This is a genomic window from Streptomyces sp. NPDC038200, assembly GCF_055600785.1.
The window spans coordinates 186113-210075 of the sequence record NZ_JBVJYH010000018.1 but is presented as its reverse complement, the minus strand read 5'-3'; the positions used below and the strand labels follow the sequence as shown (position 1 = coordinate 210075).

Here is a 23963-nt window from a genome sequence, read left to right as displayed (position 1 = left end):
CGGCCGGGCCGTCCCCGCTTCCCCCGGGCGGGGACGGCCCTTCCACGACCGGCGGCCGGGGATGGGAGCATGAGGACATGAAGCCTGTGCCGGTCACGTGGCGCGGCCGAGCCGGCCGCGCCGCCCTGGACACCCTGCTCGGCGTGGCCGTCGCCACCGGAGCCCTGCTGTCGATCGTCCTGTTCGTCACCACCGCCTACTTCATCATCCTGTGCCTCATCGGCATCGGCTTTCTCGCACTGCCCTATCTGACCCGGGCGGTGCGGTGGCTGTGCGACCTCAACCGGCGCGCGGCCGCGCGCTCCGGCGTCCCGGTCGAGCGGCCCTACCGGCCCGAACCGGAGGAGATCGAGAAGGACATCGTCGGCTGGATGCGCCGCTGCAAGTGGATCCTCGCCGACCCCGCGACCTGGCGGGACCTGCTCTGGCTCCTCCTCAACTGCGTGGTGGGACTGGTGGGTTTCACGCCGGCCGCCCTGCTCTACTACGCGGGGGAGGGGCTCTTCCTGGCCTGCGGCCTGTGGCGGCCCCTCGCCGAGGGCGGACAGGGCCGCTGGTACGCGTTCGTCACGGTCGACAGCTGGCCGGCCGCGCTGGCCGCGGCCCTGCTGGCCCTGGTGGTGCTCACCGGCTGGCTGTTCCTCGGCCCGCTGGTGCTCAAGGGGTACGCCTACTTCGTCCGCTTCCTGCTCGGCCCCACCCGCCGGTCCCAACTGGCCTCCCGCGTGCAGCAACTGTCCGAGACCCGCTCCGGCGCCCTCGACATCCAGGCGGCCGAACTGCGCCGCATCGAACGCGACCTGCACGACGGCGCACAGGCCCGGCTCGTCAGCCTCGGCCTCCAGCTCGGCGCCGTCGACCGCAAGATGAGCCAGGACCCCGAGGAGGCGCGGCGGCTGCTCAGGCAGGCCCGTACCTCGTCCGTGCAGGCCCTGCGCGAACTGCGCGACCTGGTCCACGGCATCCACCCCCCGGTCCTCGCGGAGCGCGGCCTGGCCGACGGCCTGCGTGCCCTGGGCCTGGCCAGCCCCTTGCAGGTCACCGTGGTCGTCGACCTCCCCGACAGGCTGCCCGACCCGGTCGAGTCCGCCGTCTACTTCGCCGTGTCGGAGCTGCTCGCCAACGCCCTCAAGCACGCCGACGCCCAGCACGTGGAGGTCGTCGCCTGGTGCGAGGACGGCACCCTGCACGCCCGCGTCACCGACGACGGCCACGGTGGCGCGGACGTGTCGGCCGGGAGCGGTCTGGAGGGCATCCGGCGGCGGCTGGCATCCTTTGACGGGGTCCTGGAGATCTACAGCCCTCCGGGTGGTCCGACCGTGATGAACATGGAGCTGCCGTGCGCGTTGTCCTCGCCGAAGACCTCTTCCTCCTGAGGCAGGGGATCATCCAACTGCTGGAGGCGTACGGATGCGAGGTGGCCGCCGCCGTCGACAACGGCACGGACCTCGCCGCGGCCCTCGCCGAACACCGGCCGGACGTCGCCATCGTGGACGTACGGCTGCCGCCCACCTTCACCACCGAGGGCCTCCAGGCCGCCCTGCGCGCCCGCCGCGAGCAGCCCGGCCTGCCGATCCTCGTCCTCTCCCAGCACGTCGAGCAGATGTACGCCCGCGAACTGCTGGCCGACGGCACCGGAGGGATCGGCTATCTGCTCAAGGACAGCGTGCTGGACGACGAGCAGTTCATCGACGCCGTACGCCGGGTCGCGGCCGGCGGCACCGCGATGGACCCCGCCGTGGTCGCCCAGTTGATGACCAGTCACTCCCGGGACGAGCCGCTGGCCGCGCTCACCGGGCGCGAACGGGAGGTGCTGGAGCTGATGGCCGAGGGCTGCTCGAACACGGCGATCGCCCAGCGGCTCACCGTCACCGAGGGCGCCGCCGCCAAGCACATCTCCAACATCTTCACGAAGCTGATGCTGCCTCCGTCGAGCGACAGCAACCGCCGGGTGCTCGCGGTGCTGGCGTATCTCAACGCCTGAGCAGGGGGTGGGGCGGCTAGGGGTGGCCGCCAGCATCCGGGCGCGTGAGACTGCTGGGGCCCGCCCGCGCCCCGCGACGCATGCCCGCCAGGAAGGGACCGCCCGCCCCCATGACGACGCTCACCGAGCAGGACCGTCTCTGGATCCGCCGTTACCACCCCCGTCCGGACGCGGCGGCCAGGCTGGTGTGCCTGCCGCACGCGGGCGGCTCCGCGCCCTTCTACCGTCCGGTGTCGGCGGGCATGCCCGCTTCCGTGGATGTGCTCGCCGTGCAGTACCCGGGACGCCAGGACCGCCGCGACGAGCCGTGCGTGACCAGCATCGAGGAACTGGCCGACCGGGTCACCTCCGTACTGCTGCCGTGGACGGACCGGCCCCTGCTCGTCTTCGGGCACAGCATGGGCGCCACCCTCGGCTTCGAGGTCGCCCGCCGGCTGGAGCGCGACCACGGTGTCGTCCTGCGCGCACTGTTCGTCTCCGCCCGCCGGGCCCCCTCCTGCCCGCGCGACGAAACCGTCCACCTGCGCGACGACGACGGACTCGTCGAGGAGGTGCGGAGGCTGAGCGGGACGGACGCGGCGATCCTGGACGACGACGAGCTGATCCGCATGGCCCTGCCCGCGATCCGCGCCGACTACCGGGCCGCCGAGACCTACGTCTGCGCACCGGGCCCGAACCTGCGCTGCCCCGTCGTCAGCCTGGTCGGCGACGACGACCCCAAGGTCACCGTGGACGAGGCACGCGCCTGGTCGCGCCACACGGACGCCTCGTGCGAGCTCCACGTCTTCCGGGGCGGCCACTTCTACCTGACGGACCACCAGAAGGACGTCCTGGCACTGCTGGCCGGGCACGCCCCGGCGCGGTAGGGGGCCCTAGGGGCTCGATGCCCCGGCACCGCCTGCCTAGGCTGCCGAGTGCTTCCCCGCCCCGCCCCCCGGAAAGCAGGCGCTTCGGTATGACGTCGGTCCTCATCACCGGTTGCAGCAGCGGCATCGGCCTGGAGACGGCGCTCGCCTTCGCCCGGCGCGGAGACCGCGTGCACGCCTGCGTACGCAACCCGGCCGGCGCGGAGGAACTGCTGCGGCGCGCCCGCGCCGAGGACCTCACCCTCGACGTGCCCCGGCTGGACGTCACCGACGACGCCTCCGTCACCGCCGCCGTCACCTCGGTGCAGGACCTGCACGGACCGATCGACGTCCTGGTCAACAACGCCGGGGTCGACCACACCGGTCCCGCCGAGACCATGCCTCTCGACCGGGCGCGCACCCTGCTGGAGACCAACTTCTGGGGCCCCCTGCGCATGGCCCGCGCGGTACTGCCCGGGATGCGCGCTCGCGGCGGCGGCGTCGTCGTCAACGTCTCCTCCCTCGCGGGCCGGACGTTCGCCGTGCCGCACGGCGGCTTCTACGCGGCGAGCAAGGCCGCCCTCGGCGCGCTCAGCGAGGCCCTGTACGCGGAGGTCCAGCCGTTCGGCATCCGGGTGGTGTGCCTCGAACCGGGCAGCTTCGCCTCCGCCGTCCGGCGCGGTTCCGTCCGGGCCGAGGCCGCCGGGCCGCCGTCGGAGACCGGCCCGTACACCGCGGACCACGCCTGGCTGGCACGGTTCCTCGCCCGGGTGGCGGAGGGTGCCGCCGACTGCGGCGAGGCGGCCGCGGCGGTCGTCGCCGCCGTCGACGACCGGGACACCCCCCTGCACACGGTGGTCGGCAAGGACGCGGAAGCGGCCCTGGAGTTCCTGGCGGGCGTCTCCTACGAGCAGTGGCTGCCCCGCTTCCTGGAGCAGGCCGAGTCCATGGCGGGCCCGCGTCCCGCCCTTCCCGCCTGACCGCCTGCGGGCCTCCGCCGGCCTATTCCGGCTGGCTGACGACGCCCTTGCAGGCCGGAGTGTTGTCGTTGACGCCCGGCTTGGCCGCTGCCTTGACGGTGGTGAAGTTGGCCAGGTAGGCATCGTGCGCGGCCGAGTCGTCGACCTTGAGCAGCGCTTCGTCGTTCTCCCGGAGCGCCGGACCGCTGTAGTTGTGGCTGCCCGTCCAGAGGACCTTGTTCACCGCGCCGTCGTACTTGCCGTCGATCAGCAGGTACTTGCTGTGCACGATGCGGGCGGCGGTGGCGGGGTCGTTGTCGTGGTCGTCGTAGTAGCAGACGGGCGAGAAGCCCGAGACCGAGTGCAGCGTCTCCCAGGTGCCGGCCGATCCGCTGCTGTCCTTGCTGTCCGTGGAGGTGTACACGAGTTCGACCGAGCATCCGGCCTTCTTCAGCTCGATCAGCTTGTCGGCCACACCCTGCCGGGTGAACTTGAACATGGCGACCCTGACCTTGGTGTGCTTGGTCGCGCCGTCCTGGGTGTAGGTGCAGGTGACGTTGTCGAGGGTGTTCCAGATGGTGTCGGTGGTGTTGCCGGTGCCCGGGTAGTACGGGAAGAAGTAGGCCTTGTACGGGCTCCAGGCGCTGGAGGTGTAGCGCCAGTTCTCCCAGTCCTTGCCGACGAGGGCGGAGAAGTATCCGCTGTAGGCGTTGTAGATCCCGGTGTTGTAGGCGACGACGTAGGCGTCGTTCCAGAACGCGCTGTACGCCGACGGCGACATGTTGGAGGAGGTCTGCAGCACGACGTCCGCCGCCCCGTCGACCTGCGAGAACAGCCAGAACTTGTTGTGGTTGATGGAGGTGCCGAACTCCGGGCGGCCCAGGCAGGACTTGCCCTCCGGGCACAGGGTGACGAACGATCCCTGCGTGGTGTCGGTGCCGAGGGCGTCGCGCAGGACGCCGTAACTGGGGTCGCTGGGACGGGAACTGACGGTGGACTCGTCCAGCACCATCTGCACGTGGACGCCTCGCAGTCGCGCGTCGGCGAGAGCCTGCGCCACCTCGCGGTCCCACAGGTGGTACAGCGCGACCTTGATCGACGAATCCGCCGGGGCCGAGCCGACGTAGGTCAGGATCTTGGTGCGGATGGCGTTCTGCTCGGCCGTCGTGCCGAGTGGGTTGTTGAAGATGGGGCCGGACTGTTCGGTGGCTGCCGTCGCCGTGGCGGTCTCGGCTCCCGCGGCCGTCGTCGGTGCCAGACCGACCGTCAGGAGCGACGCCGCCGCGGCAACGGCTCCTGCTGCGATTCTCCCGCGTGCACCAGGACGCATGGGTCCCCTCCCGTGTGATGAGCGGGCCGCCCACTCCCCTCGGGACGGCCTCACGACGGGTGGATCATGACAGACGCCGCGGCTGCGCGACAGCCGGTGCCGCATCCTTCGTACGTCACAGCTGAACTGGGGTTTTGGTCTCGACCGCACGCGATCACCCGTGTACTGTCTGCCGCCGGTGTGCCAAGTTCATGTCATCTCTGGGTGAACAGAAGGTTTCCTGGGCGCACTTACGCCGACATGTGGGGGGCTCGTGAGCTTGAGACAGAGAGCCGTCGCTCTGACGACGGTCAAGGTGATGCTGGCGGGGATGATCTCGTCCGTCGTGCTGGCACCCGCCGTGGCCATGGCCGCGGATCGCCAGCCCAGCGTTCCGGGCCGTTCGACGGGGAAGGCACTGTCGCAGCCCGCGGAGCCGGGCATGGCCAAGGCACCGAAGGTGGCGTGGCCGCGGGCACAGTCGGCCACGGTCGACGTCCCCGCGGTCGGCGCGGCGCCCCGGGCGTTGACCGCCGACGGATCGTCAGGAGCCGGATCGGCAGCCGATTCCTCCGTGGTGTCCATCGGCGCCGCGGCCACGGCCGTGCCGAAGAAGATCGTCGGTCCCATCGCGACCTCCCCGGCCTCGGTCCGGGTGGAGGTCCTGGACCGCAAGTCCGTGGCGCCCGTGGGCGGCGTCGGCATGGGGCTGAAGGTGACGCGCAAGGACGGTGTGCCGTCCACCGGAACCGTCAACGCGACCCTGGACTACTCGGGTTTCGCACACGCCTACGGCGGCGACTTCGCCTCGCGCCTGCGCCTGGTCCGGTATCCGGCCTGTGCCCTGACCACCCCGCACAAGAAGGCGTGCGCCAAGGCCCGGACGGTCGCGGGGCAGCACAACGATGTGCGGTCCGGCAGACTGACCGCGCCGGTCGAGGCGGCCCCGGACGCGGCCACGGCCCGCTCCCTGCCGGTCCCGGACGCGGTCACCGGCCGCTCCCTGGCGGCGGCCCCCGCGGTCTACGCGCTCGCTTCGGGTTCGTCGTCGGACGCGGGTGACTATCGCGCCACAGCGGTCAAGCCGTCGGGCAAGTGGGACGTCGCCCTGTCCTCCGGCGCGTTCACCTACTCCGTGCCCATCGAGGTACCGCAGCCTCCCATGGGCATGGCTCCGGACCTGTCCCTGTCGTACAACTCCCAGAGCGTGGACGGCCGCACCTCGGCCTCCAACAACCAGGCCTCGTGGGTCGGCATGGGCTGGGACCTCAACGTGGGCGCCATCGAGCGCCGGTACATCAACTGTGCCGACGACGGCCACAAGACCTTCGGCGACCTGTGCTGGGACTCGCCCAACTCCACGTCGGACCCCAACGGAGCCGTGTACACGATCCAGTTGGACGGCGTCACCTCGGACCTCATCCAGGACGGTACCGGCACCGGGTCCTTCCGGATCAAGGACGACCCCGGCTGGCGGGTGCAGAAGCTCAACGGCGGCTACGGGTCGGACAACACCGACGAGTACTGGGTCGTCACCAAGCAGGACGGGACCCGCTACTACTTCGGCTGGGGGCGTACCGAGCGACTGAACCTGGACAACGAGCGGGAGAAGACCAATTCCGTCCTCACCGTCCCGGTCATCGGCGACGACGAGGGCGAGCCCTGCCACGCCTCCTACCCCGAGCCCTGCAAGCAGGCCTGGCGCTGGAGCCTCGATCGCGTCGTCACCTCCAACGAGGTGGAGAACTCGTACTTCTACAACAAGGAGACGAACTACTACCGTTCGGTCGCCGCGGCGGACAAGGCGCGCGGCTACGACGCCGGTTCCTACCTCTCCCGGATCGACTACGGCTGGTCCTCCCAGATCCCCGGCGCGCAGCTGCCCGCCATGATCGACTTCCAGCATGTGAACCGCTGTGTCGAACGCATGACGGAGAAGGACCCGCTCAACAACGTCGCACCCGACTGTCCCTCCGTCGACGCCAAGCCCGCGTCCTACCCGGACGTGCCCGTCGACCTGATCTGTGACGGTCCGGAGGACGGCGAGACCTGCGCCGGCAAGACGTACTACCCCACGTTCTTCCAGCGCGACATGCTGTGGGACATCACCATCCACGCCCGCGACACCAACACCTCCGGCTGGGACCTGGTCAAGCAGTACCAGTTCAAGTACGCCCTGATGAACCCGTCGGGCTCGGTGGGCGACCAGCTCTGGCTGGACTACATCCAGCGCCGGGGCTACGCCGGGGACGACATCGACATGCCGACCATCAACTTCAACGGTGAGTGGCAGGACAACAAGGTCGGCAGCGGGGAGCTGAACTTCCGGCGCGTCAACAAGATCTTCACCGACGCCGGTTCCACCGTGACCGCCACGTACGGCCACGCCACCGACGAAGGCGGCACCCTCGACCGGACCTGCCCCGAGAGCGGTGCGCCCTCCGAGTCGGACAACCACTTCGAGTGCTTCTGGCAGAAGTGGGTCCCGGAAGGCGCCGACGCCGAACGCACCGGCTGGTTCAAGAAGTTCGTCACCAAGCGCGTCCAGGTGGACCCGGGCAAGGCCGACGACGGCGCTCCGCCCCTGATCACCGACTACGAGTACGACGGCGCCCCCGGCTGGCGCTACACCGACGACCCCCTGGTCGATGACGACGACGAGACGTGGTCGGACTGGCGCGGCTACGGCAAGGTGCTCGTGACGACGGGCGCCAACGAGAACAGGCACTCCACCTACCACTGGCTCTACCGCGGTCTGGACGGCGGCCGGACGTCCAAGAGCGACGCCTCCAAGACCGCGAGTGTCAAGGTCGCCGACTCCGACGCCAAGGAGTGGACCGACAGCCCCTGGCTGGCCGGACAGACGCTGGAGACCTCCAGCCGCGACCACAACGACGACTCCCAGGAGCGGGAGTGGCACGAGTACTGGGCCCATGACACCGCCCAGTACACGGGTATGCCCGACGCCCGCATGGTGCGGGAGGACAAGGTCCGCACCCTGGAGAAGGTGGCCAACTCCACCGACGGCTCCGGCTGGCGTGAGCACATCGTCGAGACCGAGTTCGACGACGCCGAGAAGGCGTCCACCACCTTCGGCCTGCCGATGCGCGTCGACGACTGGGGCGAGACCAACGTCTCGGACAACAGCTGTACCGAGTACGGCCGCGCCTACAACACCGATGACCTGACCGACGCCGACGACGGCGCCAAGCGCTGGATGGTGTACCAGGACGACGAGCGCCACTACAGCGTTTCCTGCAGCGCCGTGGCGGACGACGAGACCGCCGGCACTCCCGCCGCCCACATGGACAAGCGGGTGACCACGTTCTACGACGGGGCCCTGTCCTTCGCCGAGAACGACAAGGCGCTGGTCGACGGCAACGCGACCGAGGTGCGCACGTACACCTCCGAGACCGCCTGGCACACCATGAGGGCCCAGTACGACGCGGTGGGCCGGCAGACCAGGACGTGGGACGGCAGGAACCAGGCCACCACGATCGCCTACAAGCCGCAGACCTCCTGGCCGGTGGACGGGATCACCACCACGACCCCCGACCCCGACGGCACCGGCCCCGGCGTCCCCCTCACCACGACCCGGTACCTGTCGCGGTTCTGGGGCCAGGCGTGGAAGACCGTGGACGCCAACGGCAACACCACCCAGCTCGTCTACGACGCCGTGGGACGGCTGTCGAAGGTCTTCAAGCCCAGCGAAGCGGCGAACTACCCCGACGGAACCGCCTCGATGACCTTCGACTACCAGGTTCCGGTGGCATCGTCGGAGACCGGTGTGCCGCGGGTGGCCACCGGCGACCCCGTGCGCACCACGACCCGGGTGCTGCAGTCGGGCACGACCTACCTGGCGTCCTACGCCTACAGTGACGGACTCGGCCGCGAGCGCGAGAAGCAGACCGTCGCCCCCGACGGAACCGGACGGGACGTCCAGGTCACCCGCTACGACTCCTCGGGCAACGTGGCCGGCACCTCCGCCGTGTTCTACAACAGCGGGTCCGCCGGCTCCGGTCTCGTCAACCCCACCGTCGCCGCCATCCCCTCCTACACCGACCTCAAGACCGACTGGGCGGGACGCACGATCCTCTCCCAGGTGCAGGCCAAGGGTGTGGTCCAGGCTTCCGGCAAGACGGTCACGCAGTACCAGGGTGCCGACGAGGTGACCGTGTTCCCGCCGGTCGGCAGCCCGACCAAGACGGTCCGGGACGCCTTCGGTCTCACCAGCAAGGTGGTGGAGAACCTCGGCACCCAGCAGTTCACCACCACGTACGAGTACACCCGCAAGGGCCAGCTGAAGTACGTCCACGACGCGTCGGGCAACACCAGCCACTACGCCTACGACTGGGCCGGCGAGCGGGTCCTGAGCGAGGAGCCGGACACCGGCAGGACCACCACCGGCTTCGACGGCAACGGGCAGATCCAGACCGTCACCGACAAGCGCGGCATCACCCTCACCTACGACTACGACACCCTGAACCGTCCCACCGCCGTCAAGCAGGGCGCGAGCGTGCTGACGGAGAAGACCTACGACAGCGCCACCCAGGGCAAGGGCCTGCTGGCCACCGCGACGAGCTACAGCGGGGGCAAGGCGTACACGTCCAGGGTCGACGGGTACGACGTGCGCGGACGGGCGACCGCCAAGACGTTCGTGATGCCCGACGACGGGTCCGGGCTCGCCGACTCCTACCAGACGAAGTACCACTACGACCTGGCCGACCACGTCACGGCGGTGGACTACCCGGCGCTCGGCGGCCTGCCCGCCGAGACCGTCACCACGACCTACAAGGACGGACGGGCCACCAAGGTCGCCAGCCCGCTCGCCACGTACGTCGCCGACGTCGGCTACGGCACCACGGGCCGCCTGACCTCACGAAGCCTGGGCACCGCGGGGACCGGCACCACCGTCGTGCGCCGCTTCGGCTACGAGGACACCAACGGCTCCGGCTGGCTGAAGAACATCACCACCGAGACCACCACCGGCGGCACCACGAAGACGGTTCAGAACGACACCTACACCCGCAACAACGGCGGACAGGTCACCGCCCTGCGGGAAGGGACCGACAACCAGCAGCAGTGCTTCACCTACGACGAACTGCGCAGGACCACCGGGGCCTGGACCACCGCCTCGACCACCTGCACCGGCACGCCGGCGTCGGACTTCGCCGGTCCCGACCCCTACCAGAGCAGCTACACCTACGACCGGATGGGCAACATCCAATCGGTCACCGACAAGACGTCCGCCTCGGCGGCCGCCGTCACGAGCGACTACAAGTACCCCGGCTACAGTGCCGACGAATCCACCTACACCCCTGACCAGGCCCGCCCGCACGCCGTCACCGGGGTGACGCGCAGCAACGGCGGCACCGACACCTACAGCTACAACGACGCCGGGCAGATGACCGGTCGCACCGTCGGCTCCGTCTCCTCCGTCCTGGACTGGGACGCGCTGGGGCATCTCGCCAAGGTGACGCAGCACAAGACGGACGGGGACCAGGTCTCCACCTACGTCTACGACGCCGACGGCAACCCCGTCGTCCGCAACACACCGAAGGAGAAGGTCCTCTACCTGGAGGGCCACGAACTCCACCGCACCGACAAGACCCGCGCGACGCGCTACTACGCCGTGGACGGCAGCAGCGTCGCCATGCGCACCGCAGTCGACGGCGACGCGAACGGCAAGCTCACCTGGCTGCTCTCCGACGGACAGGCCTCCACGCAGCTGATGATCACAGCGGTCGGCGGCGTCCTGGTCCGACGGCGCACCACCCCCTTCGGGAAGCAGCGCGGGACCACGGCGAACCTGCCGGCGGAGACGGACCGCGGGTTCGTCGGCAAGGCGGAGGACGACAGCACGGGACTGTCGCTGATGGGGGCACGCGTCTACGACCCGAGCCTCGGCCGGTTCCTCAGCACCGACCCGGTCACCACACCGGAGCAGCCCCAGACCCTCAACCTGTACAGCTACGCCCGGAACAACCCGGTCAACCTCACCGACTCGACCGGCCTGTACTCCTGGGACGACTTCACGGACGACGTCAAGAGCACTGGCAAGGCCGTCTTCGCCAGTGTGTGGGTGCAGACGGTGGACACCGTGGGGCACGGCGTGGGCAACAGCCTGAAGGCCGTCGACACTCTCGTCGACGTGCCCGACCCGATCGCCGACTACATCGCGGGGCCCCCGGACGACCCCAACGCCTTCCGCATCGGCTGGGAGTGGGCCACCGACTCCGGACCGCGCCACCGTGATCTGACGGGCAACAACCGCTTCACCAAGACGCTCAAGTCGCACGCGCACGTGAAGGAGACACGGACCAAGATCGCTCAGGACCTGCGCTCCGGCAAGCTGGACGCCGGGGACACGGGACACAGCAACTACAGCCTGGGCGGACCCGTCTCGGAGAGCATCGGCAAGCTCTACAGCGACTTCACCGGTAACCTCTCGGCCGCCTTCCTGGGCTCGTACACCCTCAACTACAAGGTCAAGTCCATCAACAAGGCGGAAGGCACGGCCCGGATCCAGTTCACCGTCAAGAACGACAGTACGATCAACTCCGCCACCCACCTCGGCGGTGTCGGCTACGGCGACTGGTGGGACAAGAACATCGCCGAACCGCTCAACAACGAGCTGTTCAAAAAGGGAGTGATGTCCAAGAGGAGCCAGACGGTCACCTGGACGGAGACCGTCCACTACGGCTCGTCCGGCTCCGGCGGGGGCGGCGGCTACGGCGGTGGCGGCGGTGGAGGAGGCGGCGGCTCCGTGGCCTCGGTGGTCGCGTTCCTCCTCTGGCTGCTCAGCCTCATCTTCTAGCCGGCGAAAGATCGACAGGAACGAGTGAAGTGCGGATGAGACAGGTGTCGACCAGCTGGACCGCCGTGACGGTGATGTGCGCTGCCCTTCTCGCATCGCTCACCGGATGCGCGGACCAGGAGAACCCTCCGGCACCTGTCTCGTCCGCGGCCGTGATCGGCCACTGGAGGGGCACCTGCGGTGCCACCCTCGACATCGCGGAGGGCGGTCGCTTCACCTTCGCCGACTTCCCCTCGGGAGAGGGAGCGCACGACGGGCGGCGCCTCGACGGGAGCGGCACGTGGTACCTGTACCGCGGAGGGAAGGGGGCCCCGCCCCCGTCCCTCGACCTGAAGTACGACAAGACCCTGCTCTCGCTCCTCTTCACCCGGTCGCCCGACGGCACCCTCACCGCGATGCGGTTCGAGGAGGAGGACCGCACCTGCTCCTTCACGCGGAAGGGATAGCCGGCCGGCCGTCGCTCCTCAGTCCTGCACGCGCAAGGAGCGCGACGGGCACAGGTCGACGGCCTGCAACACCCCCGCGCGGTGGCCGTCGGCCGGCTCCTCGACCAGGACGACGACCAGACCCTCGTCGTCCTGGTCGAACACCTCGGGGCTGAGGAGCGCGCACTGGCCGGAGCCCACGCACCGGTCGCGTTCGGCGCTGACACGCATGAAAGGGACTCCGATCGGGTCGGCCGTCACCAGGTGACGGGGAGTTCGTAGACGCCGTACACCATGGCGTCGTCCTTGAACCGCAGCTCCTCCGGCTCGGCCGCCAGCCGGAGGCCGGGGATCCGGCGCAGCAGCGTGCCGTAGACGACCTCCAGCTCCACCCGGGCGAGGTTGGCGCCGATGCACTGGTGGATGCCGTAGCCGAAGGCGAGGTGGCTGCGGGCCTCCTTGCGGTGGATGTCGAAGGTGCCCGGGTCGGGGAAGACGGACTCGTCGTGATCGGCGGCGTTGTTCAGGGCGAGAATGCCCTCGCCGGCACGGATGGTGACGTCACCGACCTCCATGTCCTCCACCGCGACCCGCGCCGTCCCGGAGTCGGAGATGGAGAAGACCCGCAGCAGCTCCTCCACGGCGTTCGGGAGGAGAGCGGGCTCGGCCCGCAGCTCCGCCAGCTGCTCGGGGTGCCGCAGCAGGGCCAGTACACCGAGAGCGATCATGTTGGCGGTCGTCTCGTGGCCGCCGACCAGCATCAGCCGCGCCATCGTCACCACGTCGACATGGTCGGCGATTTCCTCGGCGCGGTTCTTCTCCAGGAAGCGGCTGATCAGGTCGTCGCCCGGCTCGCTCTCCTTGAGGGTGACGAGCTTGTCCAGGTACATGTCCAGGGCCTGCACCGCGGCCCCGTACTCCGCGGGGCTCAGATCGTGGTTCATCATCGCCGCCGACCACTCCTCGAACTGGGCGTGGTCCTCGTACGGCACGCCGAGCAGCTCGCAGATCACCAGCGAGGGCACCGGCAGCGCGAGGGCGGTGACCAGGTCCACCGGGCCGCCCGCGGCCAGCATCGCGTCGATGTGCTCGTCCACGATCTGCTGGATGCGCGGGCGCATCTCCTTCACCCGCCGCGCGGTGAACTCCGGTATGAGCATGCGCCGCTGCGCGGTGTGCTCCGGCGGGTCCATGTTCAGCAGCATCAGCCGGACCTGCGCCAGCATCTCCTCGGGGATGTGGAACTGGTGCGGGTAGCCCGGCAGTTTCAGGTTCGAACTGGCCCGGCTGTCGCCCAGCACCTGACGGACGTGCTCGTGCCGGGTGACCAGCCAGGTCGGCTTGCCGTTCACCTTCAGCGCGGCGCGCGAGACGGGACGGTCGGTGCGCATCTCGGCGTACTCGCCCGGCTCGCTGAACGGACAGGTGCGCCGCATCGGGAACTGCGGTAGCGGCGTCCCGGTCTCGGGCGCGGCGTCGGCGGACTGGGTCATGGCTGCCTTTCGTACGGTGTCGACGGCGACGGTGTCGTCGGAAAGCGGGCGGCGGTGCGGTGCGGTGTCCGCCGTCACCAGGTGACGGGCAGCTCGTACAGGCCGTAGACGATGGCGTCGTCCTTGAACCGCAGTTCCTCGACCGGAGTGGCCAGACGCAGGGTCGGGACGCGCCGCAGCAGCGTCGAGTAGACGACGTCCAGTTCCATGCGCGCCAGGTTCTGGCCGATGCACTGGTGGACGCCGTAGCCGAACGCCAGGTGGCTGCGGGCCTCGCGGCGCACGTCCAGGCGGTCGGGGTCGGGGAAGACGCGCTCGTCGTGGTTGGCCGCGTTGTTCAGCGGCAGGATGCCTTCGCCGGCCCGGATGGTGACCCCCTCCAGCTCGACGTCCTCCAGCGCGACGCGCGCGGTGCCCGCGTCGGAGATGGAGAAGAAGCGCAGCAGCTCCTCCACCGCCTTGGGCATCAGCTCCGGCTCCTCGCGCAGCGCGGCGAGCTGCTCGGGGTGCTCCAGCAGGGCCAGCACACCCAGTGCGATCATGTTGGCGGTGGTCTCGTGCCCGGTGACCAGCATCAGCTTGGACATGCTGACGATGTCGGAGTGTTCCACCGCCGGCGTCCGCCGGTTGAACTCGATCAGCCGGCTGATCATGTCGTCGCCCGGCTCGCTCTCCTTGGCGGTGACCAGCCCGTCCACGTACCGGTCCAGCTCGTAGTGTGCCCGGCCCCGGTCCTCGTCGCTGATGTCGTGGTTCATGATGGCCCACGCCCACTCCTCGAACCGGCCGTGGTCCTCGTAGGGGACACCGAGCAGCTCGCAGATGACGAAGGACGGCACCGGCAGCGCGAACGCGGTGACCAGGTCGACCGGGCTCTCCGTGCCCTTGGCGAGCATCTGGTCGATCTGCTGGTCCACGATCTGCTGCACCCTGTCGCGCAGCTCGCGCATCCGCCGGACACTGAACTCCGGTGCCAGCATCCGGCGTTGGACCGTGTGATCCGGCGGGTCCATGGAGAGGAAGGTCAGCGGGACCGACTGGAGCGTCTCCTCCGGCACCGGCACCTGCAGGGGGTACCCGGGCAGCTTCAGGTTCGCGCTGACCCGCGCGTCGCCCAGCAGCTTCTTGTACAGGTCGTGCCGGGTGATCAGCCAGGCGGGCTTGCCGTTGACCCTCAGCTGCGCCCGGGAGACCGGCTCGGTCTCGCGCAGCTCGGCGTATTCGGCCGGCGGGCTGAAGGGACAGGCCCGCCGCATCGGAAACTCCGGCAGCGCGGCCCGGTCGGCCGGTTCGGCAGGTGCAGTCATCATGTCCTCTTCGCACGGAGGGAACGGAGCGCCGGCAGCGGAACGGGTCCGGACTCGGCGCCGGGGCGGCGCGATCGGCCGTGCCTCGCACGCTAGGCAGCTCCGGCGGGGACTCCCAACCCCTAGGCGCCCCTAAGCGATCGGGGGCGCGGGCGATGGGTGTCCGGGGCAGGGAAGAGCCGTCGCGCGTGCGGCCGGGGCCCGGCCGAGGAGGACGCGAGGGCCGGTCGTGGACGAGCCGGGCCGTGCTCCCGGGACCGGTCGGGTGAGGGGAACGCACGCGGCGACGGCGCCGGGACCGGGAGGGCACCGGGGCCGGTCGTGGACACCCGCACCCCCCAGTCGCCCGCGGACCGCCTAGGGGCGGCTAGGGGTCTGGCGGCGGCGCGGGGCCGGTTAGCGTCGGCTGCGGACCACGACAGATGCGCGGAGTGCTCTCAGCCCCGGCTCTCCGGTCCCGGCCGACGTCCTTCCTTCCCCCGGCCGCCGCCGCGTCCCGCAGCCGAGCAGAGGTGATCAGCGTGTCCCCGGAAGCCAGCGCCAAGGGCACCGTCCCCTTCGGGGAGTACCGGACCTGGTACCGGGTGACCGGTGAGCTCGGAGCGGGACGGCCGGCGGTCGTCGCCGTGCACGGCGGGCCCGGCAGCACCCACGACTACCTGCTGCCGCTGGCCCGCCTCGCCGACGACGGCTGGCCCGTCGTCCACTACGACCAGCTCGGCAACGGCGGCTCGACGCATCTGCCGGACAAGGACCCGGAATTCTGGACCGTCGAGCTGTTCGAGCGCGAACTCGACAACCTGGTGCAGCAGTTGGGGATAGCCGACGACTACGTGCTGTTCGGCCAGTCCTGGGGCGGCCCCCTGTGCGCCCGGCACGCCATGACCGGCCCGGCCGGTCTGCGCGGACTGGTCGTCGCCAACGCGCCGGCCTCGTACCCCCTCTGGCTCCGGGAGATGGCTCGGCTGCGCGCCGAACTGCCGCCGGACGTGCAGGAGACCCTGCTGCGGCACGAGGCGGCCGGCACCTACGACACCGAGGAGTACCTGGCCGCGATGCGGGTCTTCTACGACCGTCATGTGTGCCGTGTGACACCTTGGCCCCGCGACTTCCTGTCCTCCTTCATGGAGATCTACAACGACCCGACCGTCTACTACGCGATGAACGGGCCCAACGAGTTCCACGTCATCGGTTCGCTGAAGGACTGGTCGATCGTCGGCGAACTGCACCGGATCCGCACCCCGACCCTGCTGATCAGCGGCCGCCACGACGAGGCCACCCCGGCCGTCGTGCAGCCCTACCAGGACGGGATAGCGGGCGCGCGCTGGGAGATCTTCGAGGAGTCCAGCCACCTCCCGCACCTGGAGGAGCCGGAGCGGTTCTTCGAGGTGCTGACCGACTTCCTCAAGAGCCTGTGACGCGCGACGGCCTGTGAAAGGGATCCCGCCATGGCACACGACACCGCTCTCGTCTTCCCCGGCATGGGACCCGTCCCGTTCGCCGAGGTCGGCAGGTTCATGGTGGCCAACCCCTTCGCCCGGGACCTGGTCGCCGTCGCCGACGAGACTCTCGGCTACTCCCTCGTGGACGCCTTCCGGACCTCCCCGGGCGACTACTCGGAGGCCGCCCAGGTCGCCTTCTTCGTCAACTGCCTGGCCTGCGCGTACTGGGCCCGCGACCACCTCGGCGTGACACCGGACATCGTCGCCGGGCCCAGCTTCGGCGAGAAGGCGGCCATCGCCTACACCGGCGCCCTGGAGCTGCCCGACGCGATCCGCCTGACCGCCGGCATCGCCCGCTGCCTGGAGGAGTACTTCGCCGAGGAGCACCAGGACATCGTCACCCTGTCCTTCGTCCGTGCCCCGCGGGACGGCCTCGACGCGATCCTCGCCGAGCTGGCCGAGGCGGGGGAGTGGCACGAGATCTCCTGCCACATCGACGACGGCTTCCACATGGTCTCCCTGCCCGAGCGCCGCGTGGAGTGGATGGAGGAGCGGCTGCGCGCCCTCGGCAGCCTCCCGCTGTACACCATGCGCCCGCCCATGCACGCCTCGGCGTTCCGGCCGCTGCGCGACAAGGCCGAACGCGAGGTGGTGTCCCGCTACTCCTTCGCCGATCCCGAGCTGCCCGTCGTCGCCGACCAGGACGGCAGGCTGCTGCACACCGGCGAGGAACTGCGCACCATGCTGCTCGACGGCTTCGACCATCCGATGAACTGGCCGAGCGTCACCACGGCGCTGAAGGACGCCGGCGCCCGCCGCCTGTGCGTCGCCGGGCCCGACAGCCTCTTCGGCCGGGTGCCCTGCGCGACCCGCAACTTCGACGTCGTCGCCGCGCAGCCGCGGCTGGCGATGACCCCCCGGCGCCGCTCGCGCGCCGCCTGACCCCGCCCGACTCGTTGGAGGCCCTCATGTGGGACGACCGGTTCGAACAGATACTCCGCCCCTTCCTGCCGTTCCTTCCGCCGCAGGAGGAGCTGACGCCGGAGACCGACCTGAAGGACCTCGGCCTGGACTCGCTCGGCACGGTCCAGCTCCTCGGCACGCTGGAGGAGGCCTACCAGCTCCGCTTCCGCGACAGCGCGCTGACCATGGACACCTTCCGCACCGCCGGCGTGCTGTGGGACACCGTGCAGAGCATGCTCCAGAGCACCGCGAGCTGACGGGCGGCCACCGTGGATCCCACCCTGGAGGGCACGCTGTCGGGCCGGTTCCTGCGCGGCCTGGCCCTCGCCCCGGACCGGCCCGCGCTGCGCGCCGACGGCGTCGACACCACCTACCGCGAACTGCACGAACGCGCCCTGGTCCTGGCCGGCTCCCTGCTGGCCGGGCTCCCCGGCCGGCCGCCCGCCGTGGGCGTGCTGGCCGGCAAGGGACCCACGGCGTACGCCGCCCTGCTGGCCGGCCTGTACAGCGGTGTCCCCGTCGTCCCCCTGCAGCCGGCCTTCCCCGCCACCCGCACCCGGCAGATGATCGAGGCCGCAGGCGTCGGCGCGCTGCTCGCCGCCGACGACGCCCTGCCCGCCCTGACCGAGCTGCACGCGGACGGTGTCACGCTGCCGACGCTGTTCGCACCGGGCGGCCAGCCGACCCCGGCACTCGCCGTCGACGCGGACAGCGCCCTCAAGGCCCCCATGCCCGCCCGGCCGTCCGACATCGCCTACGTGCTGTTCACCTCCGGCTCCACCGGCCGGCCCAAGGGCGTGCCGGTCACCCACGCCAACACCGCGCACTACTTCCACCTGCTGGACGAGCGCTACGACTTCGGTCCGCACGACGTCTTCTCGCAGACCTTCGACCTCAACTTCGACTGCGCGATGTTCGACCTGTTCTGCGCCTGGGGCGCGGGCGCCGCCGTCGTCCCCGTTCCGGCACGGGCGTACGCGCACCTCCCGGAGTTCGCGGCCGAGCAGCGCATGACCGTGTGGTTCTCCACGCCCAGCGCGATCACCCTGGTGCGCCGCACCGGCGGGCTCGTGCCGGGCGCCCTGCCGTCACTGCGGTGGAGCTTCTTCGCGGGGGAGGCGCTCAGCTGCAAGGACGCCGAGGACTGGGCCGCGGCCGCGCCGGGCGCGACGCTGGAGAACCTGTACGGCCCCACCGAACTGACCATCACCGTCACCGCGCAGCGATGGACTCCGGGACCGCACCCGAACGGCATGGTGCCCATCGGCACCGTGCACCCCGGCCACGCGACCCTGCTGCTGGACCCCTCCGGCGCGCCCACTGCCGCCGACGAGGGAGAACTCTGCGTCGCGGGGCCCCAGTTGACGCCCGGCTATCTCGACCCGGCCGACGACACCGGACGGTTCCTGGAGCACGACGGCCGGCGCTTCTACCGCACCGGCGACCGCGTCCGGCGCGCCGACGGCGGCGGCTGGCACTACCTGGGCCGCCAGGACGCGCAGGTCCAGGTGCACGGGATACGGGTGGAACTGGCCGAGGTGGACGCCGCCGCACGCACCTGCCCGGGCGTCGAGGACGCCGTGACCGTGGCGGTGCCCGTGGACGGCACGGTGGAGCTGGCCGTGTTCCACACCGGCGAGCCCGTGCCGCCGGCCCGGCTCGCCCGCCATCTGCGGGAGCTGCTGCCGGCCGCGGTCGTCCCGCGCGCCTACCACCACCTGGACGCGCTCCCGCTCAACTCCAACCGCAAGACCGATCGCAGGAAGCTCGCCTCCCGGGCCACGGCCATGCGGCAGACCGCCGGAGCGGGAGGCACACACGAGAGGCGGCAGGAGTCGCAGTGAACGGTCACCCCACAGAGCAGGCCCGCACAGACACTCCGGTGCGTGACGCCCGTACCGACGCCCGGGTGCACGACCTGCTCGACGAGGCCACCGCCGAGCGCCCGGACGCTCCCGCGGTCGCCGACGGCGCGGGCCGCTGGACCTACCGGGAACTCACCGCCCACAGCCACGCCGTCGACGCCTGGCTGGAGGAACGCGGCATCGGCCACGGCGACCGCGTCCTCGTCCAGCTGCCCAGCACCCGTGAACTGGTCGCGCTGATGTACGGCACCGCGCGCCGCGGCGCCGTCCTGGTCCCCGTCAACACCGGCATGAAGGACTACCACCTGCGGGCGGTCGTCGCGAACGCCGAACCCTCGCTGCTCGTCGTCACCGACCCCGCCGTCGGCCGGATCACCGCCCTCGCCGAGGGCGTCCCCGTCCTCGGCCTCGGCGAGGTGTGGCGGGAGATCACCGCGCTGCGCGAGCGGGAGGCACGCTCCGGCGGCGCCCTGGTCGGCCCCGAGGACCTCGCCGTCCTCGTCTACACCTCCGGCTCGACCGCCGCCCCCAAGGCGGTGATCTGCCCGCACGGCCGCATGGTCTTCGCCACCGAGGCCATCAACCAGGAACTCGGCTACCGCCCCGACGACGTGGTGTTCTGCCGCTTCCCCATCTCCTGGGACTACGGCCTGTACAAGGTGCTGCTCACCGCCGCCGGCCGCAGCGAACTCGTCCTCGCCGACGGCGAGTCGGACCTGGTGCTGCTGCGCCGCATCCGGGAGACCGGCGCCACCGTCGTCCCGATCGTGCCGTCCCTGGCCACCATGATCGTCGCGCTCGCCGAACGCGAACCCGGCCGGGAGTCCCGGGTGCGCATGTTCACCAACACCGGTGCCGCGCTGGCCAAGGCCACCGCCGACGGACTGCGCACGGCCTTCCCCGGTGCGGAGGTGGTCATCCAGTTCGGGCAGACCGAGTGCAAGCGGGTGTCGGTGCTGCCGCCCGCCTTCCAGGACGCCAAACCCGACTCGGTCGGCCGCCCGCTGCCCGGCACCCGCGCCTTCGTCGTGGACGACGAGGGCACGGCGCTGCCGCCCTGGCAGACCGGCGAGATCGTGGTCGAGGGACCGCACGTCATGCCCGGCTACTGGCGCGCGCCCGAGCAGACCGCACGCGCCTTCCGCCCCGCCCCCGGCGGCGGACTCCGGCTGCACACCGGCGACTACGGCCACGTGGACGAGGACGGCTTCCTGTACTACGAGGGCCGCCGCGACGACATGTTCAAGCACAAGGGCGTCCGCATGAGCACCACCGAGATCGAGAGCGCCGCCACCGACGTGCCCGGCGTCCGCGCCGCCGCCGTCCTGCCGCCCGCGCCCGGCCGCGACCTCGCGGTGTTCGCCGAGGGCGACATCGACCCGCACGCCCTGCTGAAGGAGCTGTCACTGCGGCTGGAACCCGCCAAGGTGCCCGGCGTGAGCCGCGTCGTGGCCGAGCTGCCGCTGACCCCGCACGGCAAGCACGACCGCAAGCAGCTCGCCCGCCTCCTGGAAGGAACCACCCCGTGACCGGCCCCACCGAACTGGCCGAGCGCTTCGGCACCCCGTCCTACGTCTACGACCTGGACCGGGTGGCCGCGGCCCGCGACGACCTGTTCGCCGCGCTCCCCGACGAGGTCGAGGTCTTCTACGCCGCCAAGGCCAACCCGCACCCCGAACTGCTGCGCGAACTGCGCACCGGCGGCACCCGCGGCTGCCGCGCCGAGATCAGCTCCGTGGGCGAACTCGACGCCGCGCTGCGGGCCGGCTTCCCCGGCGACCGGATCCTCTACACCGGACCCGGCAAGACCACCGAGGAACTGACGGAGGCGATGACGCGCGGCGTCCGCCTGTTCTCCACGGAGTCCTACGGCGACCTGCGCCGCGTCGGCGAGAGCGCGCTCCGGCTCGGCCTGACCGCCGACTGCCTGATCCGCGTCAACAACGCCACCGGCGCCGCCGCCACCAGCATCCGCATGACCGGCGTGCCCTCCCAGTTCGGCTTCGACAGCGAGACGCTGCCCGGCCTCGCCGCCGCACTGCGCGACGTCCCCGGCACTCGCATCGCCGGGCTGCACTTCTTCCCGCTGAGCAACGCCAAGGACGAGGCCAGCCTCATCGCCGAGTTCCGGCACACCATCGCCACCGCCGCCGCCCTCCAGCAGACCCTCGGCGTCCCGTTCCGCTTCCTGGACGTCGGCGGCGGATTCGCCGCACCGTACGCCGTCCAGGGCGAGCGACCGGTCTACGGCGAGCTGCGCGACGCCCTGGCCGAGACGCTGGACGAGCACTTCCCCGGCTGGCGCGCGGGCGCCCCGCGGATCGCCTGCGAATCGGGCCGCTACCTCGTCGCCGACAGCGGCACCCTGCTCACCTCCGTCGTCAACGTCAAGGACAGCCGCGACACCCGCTATCTCGTCCTCGACGCCGGCATCAACACGTTCGGCGGCATGTCCGGGCTCGGCCGCATCCTGCCCGTGTCCGTCGAGCCGCACGAGTCCGTGGGCGCCGACGGCACACCCGCGAGCCTCGCCGGGCCGCTGTGCACCCCCGGCGACCTGCTTGGCCGGAACGTCCCGCTGCCCGCACTGGCACCGGGCGACCTGCTCACCGTGCCCAACGCCGGCGCCTACGGGCCGACAGCCAGCCTGCTGATGTTCCTCGGCCGGCCCGCCCCCGCCGAGATCGTCGTCCGCGGCGACGACGTCGTCTCCGTCTCCCGCATCCGGCACACCCGAACCTACGACCACGGACAGGCCCTGTGATGAGCCCCTTCGCGATCACCCCCGCCCCCGCCGACCAGCCCGTGCTGGTGGCCGGCGGCATCTCCGACTCCCACACGTGGAACCTGGTCTACCTCCAGCTGCTCCTCGAAGAGCACGGGCACCGCGTGGTCAACCTCGGCCCCTGCGTCCCCGAGGACCTGCTCATCACCGAGGCCCTCGCCCACCGCCCGGCCCTCATCGTGGTCAGCAGCGTCAACGGCCACGGCTACCACGACGGCATGCGGACCGTCACCCGGCTGCGCGAACACCCGGAACTCGCCGCCGTGCCCGCCGTGATCGGCGGCAAGCTCGGCATCGCCGGACCGTGCGGCAGCGACGAGACGGCCGCGCTGCGCGCCGCCGGGTACGACGCGGTGTTCGACGACAGCGCCGAGGGCGTCGCCGCCTTCCGGCGGATGCTCGACACGCTGCCGCAGCGGGCCCTGGTGTGACCGGTGGCGGGTTCGGCGCCTTCGTGCGCCGGGCTCACGACGCCGGCCACCTGGTGGTCCAGCCCCGGATGGGGATGAGCAGCCCGGAACTGATGCGGGCCGGGCTGCTCGCCACCCGGGACGCCGCGGCGACCACCGTCGGCACGATCACCCTGGACAGCTACACCCGGGTCGGCGACCTGGAGTCGGCCAAACTGGCCGTCCTGGAGGGCGTCGCCCTCAACGGCTACCCGATCGTGAGCCACGAGACGACCACCACCCGCCAGGTGCTCGACGGCATCCACGGCCCCCGCTTCCCGGTCCAGGTCCGGCACGGCTCGGCCGCGCCGCAGGACATCTTCCGGGCGCTGACGGCCGTGGGGCTCGACGCCTCCGAGGGCGGCCCGGTCTCCTACTGCCTGCCGTACGGCCGGGTCCCGCTGCGCGACTCCGTCGCCCACTGGGCCGCCTCCTGCGAACTGCTCGCCGCCCTGCGCGAATCGGGCGCCGAACCGCACCTGGAGACCTTCGGCGGCTGTGTCCTCGGGCAGCTCTGTCCGCCCAGCCTGCTCGTCGCCGTCAGCGTCCTGGAGGCGATGTTCTTCCGCCGGCACGGCATCCGGAGCATTTCGCTGAGTTACGCCCAGCAGACCGACCCGCGCCAGGACGCCGAAGCGGTGGCCGCGTTGCGCACGCTGTGCGCGCGGTTTCTGCCGGACACCGAATGGCATGTCGTCGTCTACGCCTACATGGGGCTGTTCCCGGAAACCGAGGAAGGCGCCTACCGGCTGCTCGGAAAAGCGGCCGAACTCGCCGTCGCCAGCGGCTCCGAACGGCTCATCGTGAAAACCGTCGCGGAATCCCGGCGTATTCCGACGGTGGCCGAGAACGTGGCCGCCCTGGAGTACGCGGCCGCGGTCGCCGCGCGGACCGCGCGCGCCCCGCTGGACGGCCCGGGCACCCAGACGTACGCCGAGGCGTCGGCACTGGTCGACGCCGTGCTGTCACTGGACGACGACCTCGGCACGGCACTGCTGACGGCGTTCGCCGAGGGATGTCTCGACGTTCCCTACTGTCTGCATCCGGACAACGCCGGATTCAGCCGGAGTTATATCGACGCGGACGGCCGGCTGTGCTGGTCCGACATCGGGAAAATGCCGCTCAACGGCATCGCCGACGTACGCCCGGCACAGGCCATCACCTCCGCGGACCTGCTGGATTCCCTGTCCTATGTGCGGCGTTCGTACGACCGGCACGACCCCGAGGAACGCACGGACCGCGAACCTGCCCGCCCCTAGGGGTGTTTAAGGGTGTGGCCTTGCCGAGGCCGTCACTAGCGTGTGGAAAAAGGTGAGGAAA

18 protein-coding genes are annotated in these 23963 nt (G+C 70.9%); 14 read left to right on the top strand and 4 right to left on the bottom strand.

From position 1 onward, the window contains the following. Positions 1-77 precede the first annotated feature (77 nt). From ACZ7KF_RS31030 to ACZ7KF_RS31015, 4 genes are all read left to right on the top strand, one after another. Positions 78-1376, top strand: a complete 1299-nt coding sequence (locus ACZ7KF_RS31030) for a sensor histidine kinase (RefSeq protein ID WP_471082292.1) — start codon at positions 78-80, stop codon at positions 1374-1376. Then, the gene (locus tag ACZ7KF_RS31025; RefSeq protein WP_471082289.1) at positions 1340-1984 is read left to right on the top strand and encodes a response regulator transcription factor; all 645 of its coding nucleotides are present in this window, start codon (positions 1340-1342) and stop codon (positions 1982-1984) included. Before ACZ7KF_RS31030 ends, ACZ7KF_RS31025 begins: the two co-directional genes overlap by 37 nt. 110 nt (positions 1985-2094) lie before the next feature. After that, positions 2095-2850: a thioesterase II family protein gene (locus tag ACZ7KF_RS31020; RefSeq protein WP_471082286.1), complete on the top strand. Its 756-nt coding sequence runs from the start codon at positions 2095-2097 to the stop codon at positions 2848-2850. 89 nt (positions 2851-2939) lie between these two features. After that, positions 2940-3809: an SDR family oxidoreductase gene (locus tag ACZ7KF_RS31015; protein WP_471082283.1), complete on the top strand. Its 870-nt coding sequence runs from the start codon at positions 2940-2942 to the stop codon at positions 3807-3809. Between the two features lie 22 nt (positions 3810-3831). Here ACZ7KF_RS31015 and ACZ7KF_RS31010 read toward each other — a convergent pair whose 3' ends face one another. Further along, positions 3832-5118: a phospholipase D-like domain-containing protein gene (locus ACZ7KF_RS31010; RefSeq protein WP_471082280.1), complete on the bottom strand. Its 1287-nt coding sequence runs from the start codon at positions 5116-5118 to the stop codon at positions 3832-3834. Between the two features lie 259 nt (positions 5119-5377). On the opposite strand from ACZ7KF_RS31010, the gene ACZ7KF_RS31005 reads away from it, so the two are divergent. Both ACZ7KF_RS31005 and ACZ7KF_RS31000 read left to right on the top strand, forming a co-directional pair. Next, a complete protein-coding gene (locus tag ACZ7KF_RS31005; RefSeq protein WP_471082277.1) occupies positions 5378-11914 on the top strand; it encodes an RHS repeat-associated core domain-containing protein in 6537 nt (2178 codons plus the stop codon). Positions 11915-11949: 35 nt separating this feature from the next. After that, positions 11950-12360: a hypothetical protein gene (locus tag ACZ7KF_RS31000; RefSeq protein WP_471082274.1), complete on the top strand. Its 411-nt coding sequence runs from the start codon at positions 11950-11952 to the stop codon at positions 12358-12360. An 18-nt stretch (positions 12361-12378) separates the two neighbouring features. Here the strand turns inward: ACZ7KF_RS31000 and ACZ7KF_RS30995 are convergent, their stop codons facing one another. From ACZ7KF_RS30995 to ACZ7KF_RS30985, 3 genes are all read right to left on the bottom strand, one after another. Continuing rightward, positions 12379-12570, bottom strand: coding sequence for a ferredoxin (locus ACZ7KF_RS30995; protein WP_471082271.1), 192 nt, complete (start codon positions 12568-12570; stop codon positions 12379-12381). A 26-nt stretch (positions 12571-12596) separates the two neighbouring features. Further along, a complete protein-coding gene (locus tag ACZ7KF_RS30990) occupies positions 12597-13832 on the bottom strand; it encodes a cytochrome P450 (protein WP_471082268.1) in 1236 nt (411 codons plus the stop codon). Between the two features lie 74 nt (positions 13833-13906). Continuing rightward, the gene (locus tag ACZ7KF_RS30985; RefSeq protein WP_471082321.1) at positions 13907-15139 is read right to left on the bottom strand and encodes a cytochrome P450; all 1233 of its coding nucleotides are present in this window, start codon (positions 15137-15139) and stop codon (positions 13907-13909) included. 521 nt (positions 15140-15660) lie between these two features. Between ACZ7KF_RS30985 and ACZ7KF_RS30980 the strand changes: the two genes are divergently transcribed. From ACZ7KF_RS30980 to ACZ7KF_RS30945, 8 genes are read left to right on the top strand one after another with little or no spacing between them, the layout of a single operon-like run. After that, positions 15661-16557, top strand: a complete 897-nt coding sequence (locus ACZ7KF_RS30980) for a proline iminopeptidase-family hydrolase (protein ID WP_471082265.1) — start codon at positions 15661-15663, stop codon at positions 16555-16557. A 30-nt stretch (positions 16558-16587) separates the two neighbouring features. After that, positions 16588-17523 carry an ACP S-malonyltransferase gene (locus tag ACZ7KF_RS30975; RefSeq protein ID WP_471082262.1) on the top strand — a complete coding sequence of 312 codons (936 nt, stop codon included), beginning with the start codon at positions 16588-16590 and terminating at the stop codon, positions 17521-17523. 26 nt (positions 17524-17549) lie between these two features. Beyond that, a complete protein-coding gene (locus ACZ7KF_RS30970) occupies positions 17550-17801 on the top strand; it encodes a phosphopantetheine-binding protein (RefSeq protein ID WP_471082259.1) in 252 nt (83 codons plus the stop codon). A 12-nt stretch (positions 17802-17813) separates the two neighbouring features. Beyond that, positions 17814-19388 (top strand): amino acid adenylation domain-containing protein, encoded by a 1575-nt coding sequence (locus ACZ7KF_RS30965; RefSeq protein ID WP_471082256.1) that lies wholly within the window; start codon positions 17814-17816, stop codon positions 19386-19388. Continuing rightward, a complete protein-coding gene (locus ACZ7KF_RS30960) occupies positions 19385-20938 on the top strand; it encodes an AMP-binding protein (protein ID WP_471082253.1) in 1554 nt (517 codons plus the stop codon). The genes ACZ7KF_RS30965 and ACZ7KF_RS30960 overlap by 4 nt, the downstream gene beginning before the upstream one ends. Continuing rightward, on the top strand, positions 20935-22173 hold the full coding sequence (locus ACZ7KF_RS30955) for a type III PLP-dependent enzyme domain-containing protein (protein ID WP_471082250.1): 1239 nt from the start codon (positions 20935-20937) through the stop codon (positions 22171-22173). The genes ACZ7KF_RS30960 and ACZ7KF_RS30955 overlap by 4 nt, the downstream gene beginning before the upstream one ends. Continuing rightward, positions 22173-22625, top strand: a complete 453-nt coding sequence (locus tag ACZ7KF_RS30950; protein ID WP_471082247.1) for a cobalamin B12-binding domain-containing protein — start codon at positions 22173-22175, stop codon at positions 22623-22625. Before ACZ7KF_RS30955 ends, ACZ7KF_RS30950 begins: the two co-directional genes overlap by 1 nt. Then, on the top strand, positions 22622-23902 hold the full coding sequence (locus tag ACZ7KF_RS30945) for a methylaspartate mutase (protein ID WP_471082244.1): 1281 nt from the start codon (positions 22622-22624) through the stop codon (positions 23900-23902). Before ACZ7KF_RS30950 ends, ACZ7KF_RS30945 begins: the two co-directional genes overlap by 4 nt. The last annotated feature ends 61 nt before the right edge of the window (positions 23903-23963 follow it).

What these genes read in the sequence shown, in the direction of transcription:
- ACZ7KF_RS31030 (WP_471082292.1), top strand. Translation starts at nt 78, where the DNA reads ATGAAGCCTGTGCCGGTCACGTGGCGCGGCCGAGCCGGCCGCGCCGCC.
- ACZ7KF_RS31015 (WP_471082283.1), top strand. Translation starts at nt 2,940, where the DNA reads ATGACGTCGGTCCTCATCACCGGTTGCAGCAGCGGCATCGGCCTGGAG.
- ACZ7KF_RS30990 (WP_471082268.1), bottom strand. Translation starts at nt 13,832, where the DNA reads ATGACCCAGTCCGCCGACGCCGCGCCCGAGACCGGGACGCCGCTACCG.
- ACZ7KF_RS31010 (WP_471082280.1), bottom strand. Translation starts at nt 5,118, where the DNA reads ATGCGTCCTGGTGCACGCGGGAGAATCGCAGCAGGAGCCGTTGCCGCG.
- ACZ7KF_RS30975 (WP_471082262.1), top strand. Translation starts at nt 16,588, where the DNA reads ATGGCACACGACACCGCTCTCGTCTTCCCCGGCATGGGACCCGTCCCG.
- ACZ7KF_RS30970 (WP_471082259.1), top strand. Translation starts at nt 17,550, where the DNA reads ATGTGGGACGACCGGTTCGAACAGATACTCCGCCCCTTCCTGCCGTTC.
- ACZ7KF_RS30995 (WP_471082271.1), bottom strand. Translation starts at nt 12,570, where the DNA reads ATGCGTGTCAGCGCCGAACGCGACCGGTGCGTGGGCTCCGGCCAGTGC.
- ACZ7KF_RS31000 (WP_471082274.1), top strand. Translation starts at nt 11,950, where the DNA reads ATGAGACAGGTGTCGACCAGCTGGACCGCCGTGACGGTGATGTGCGCT.
- ACZ7KF_RS30950 (WP_471082247.1), top strand. Translation starts at nt 22,173, where the DNA reads ATGAGCCCCTTCGCGATCACCCCCGCCCCCGCCGACCAGCCCGTGCTG.
- ACZ7KF_RS30985 (WP_471082321.1), bottom strand. Translation starts at nt 15,139, where the DNA reads ATGACTGCACCTGCCGAACCGGCCGACCGGGCCGCGCTGCCGGAGTTT.
- ACZ7KF_RS31020 (WP_471082286.1), top strand. Translation starts at nt 2,095, where the DNA reads ATGACGACGCTCACCGAGCAGGACCGTCTCTGGATCCGCCGTTACCAC.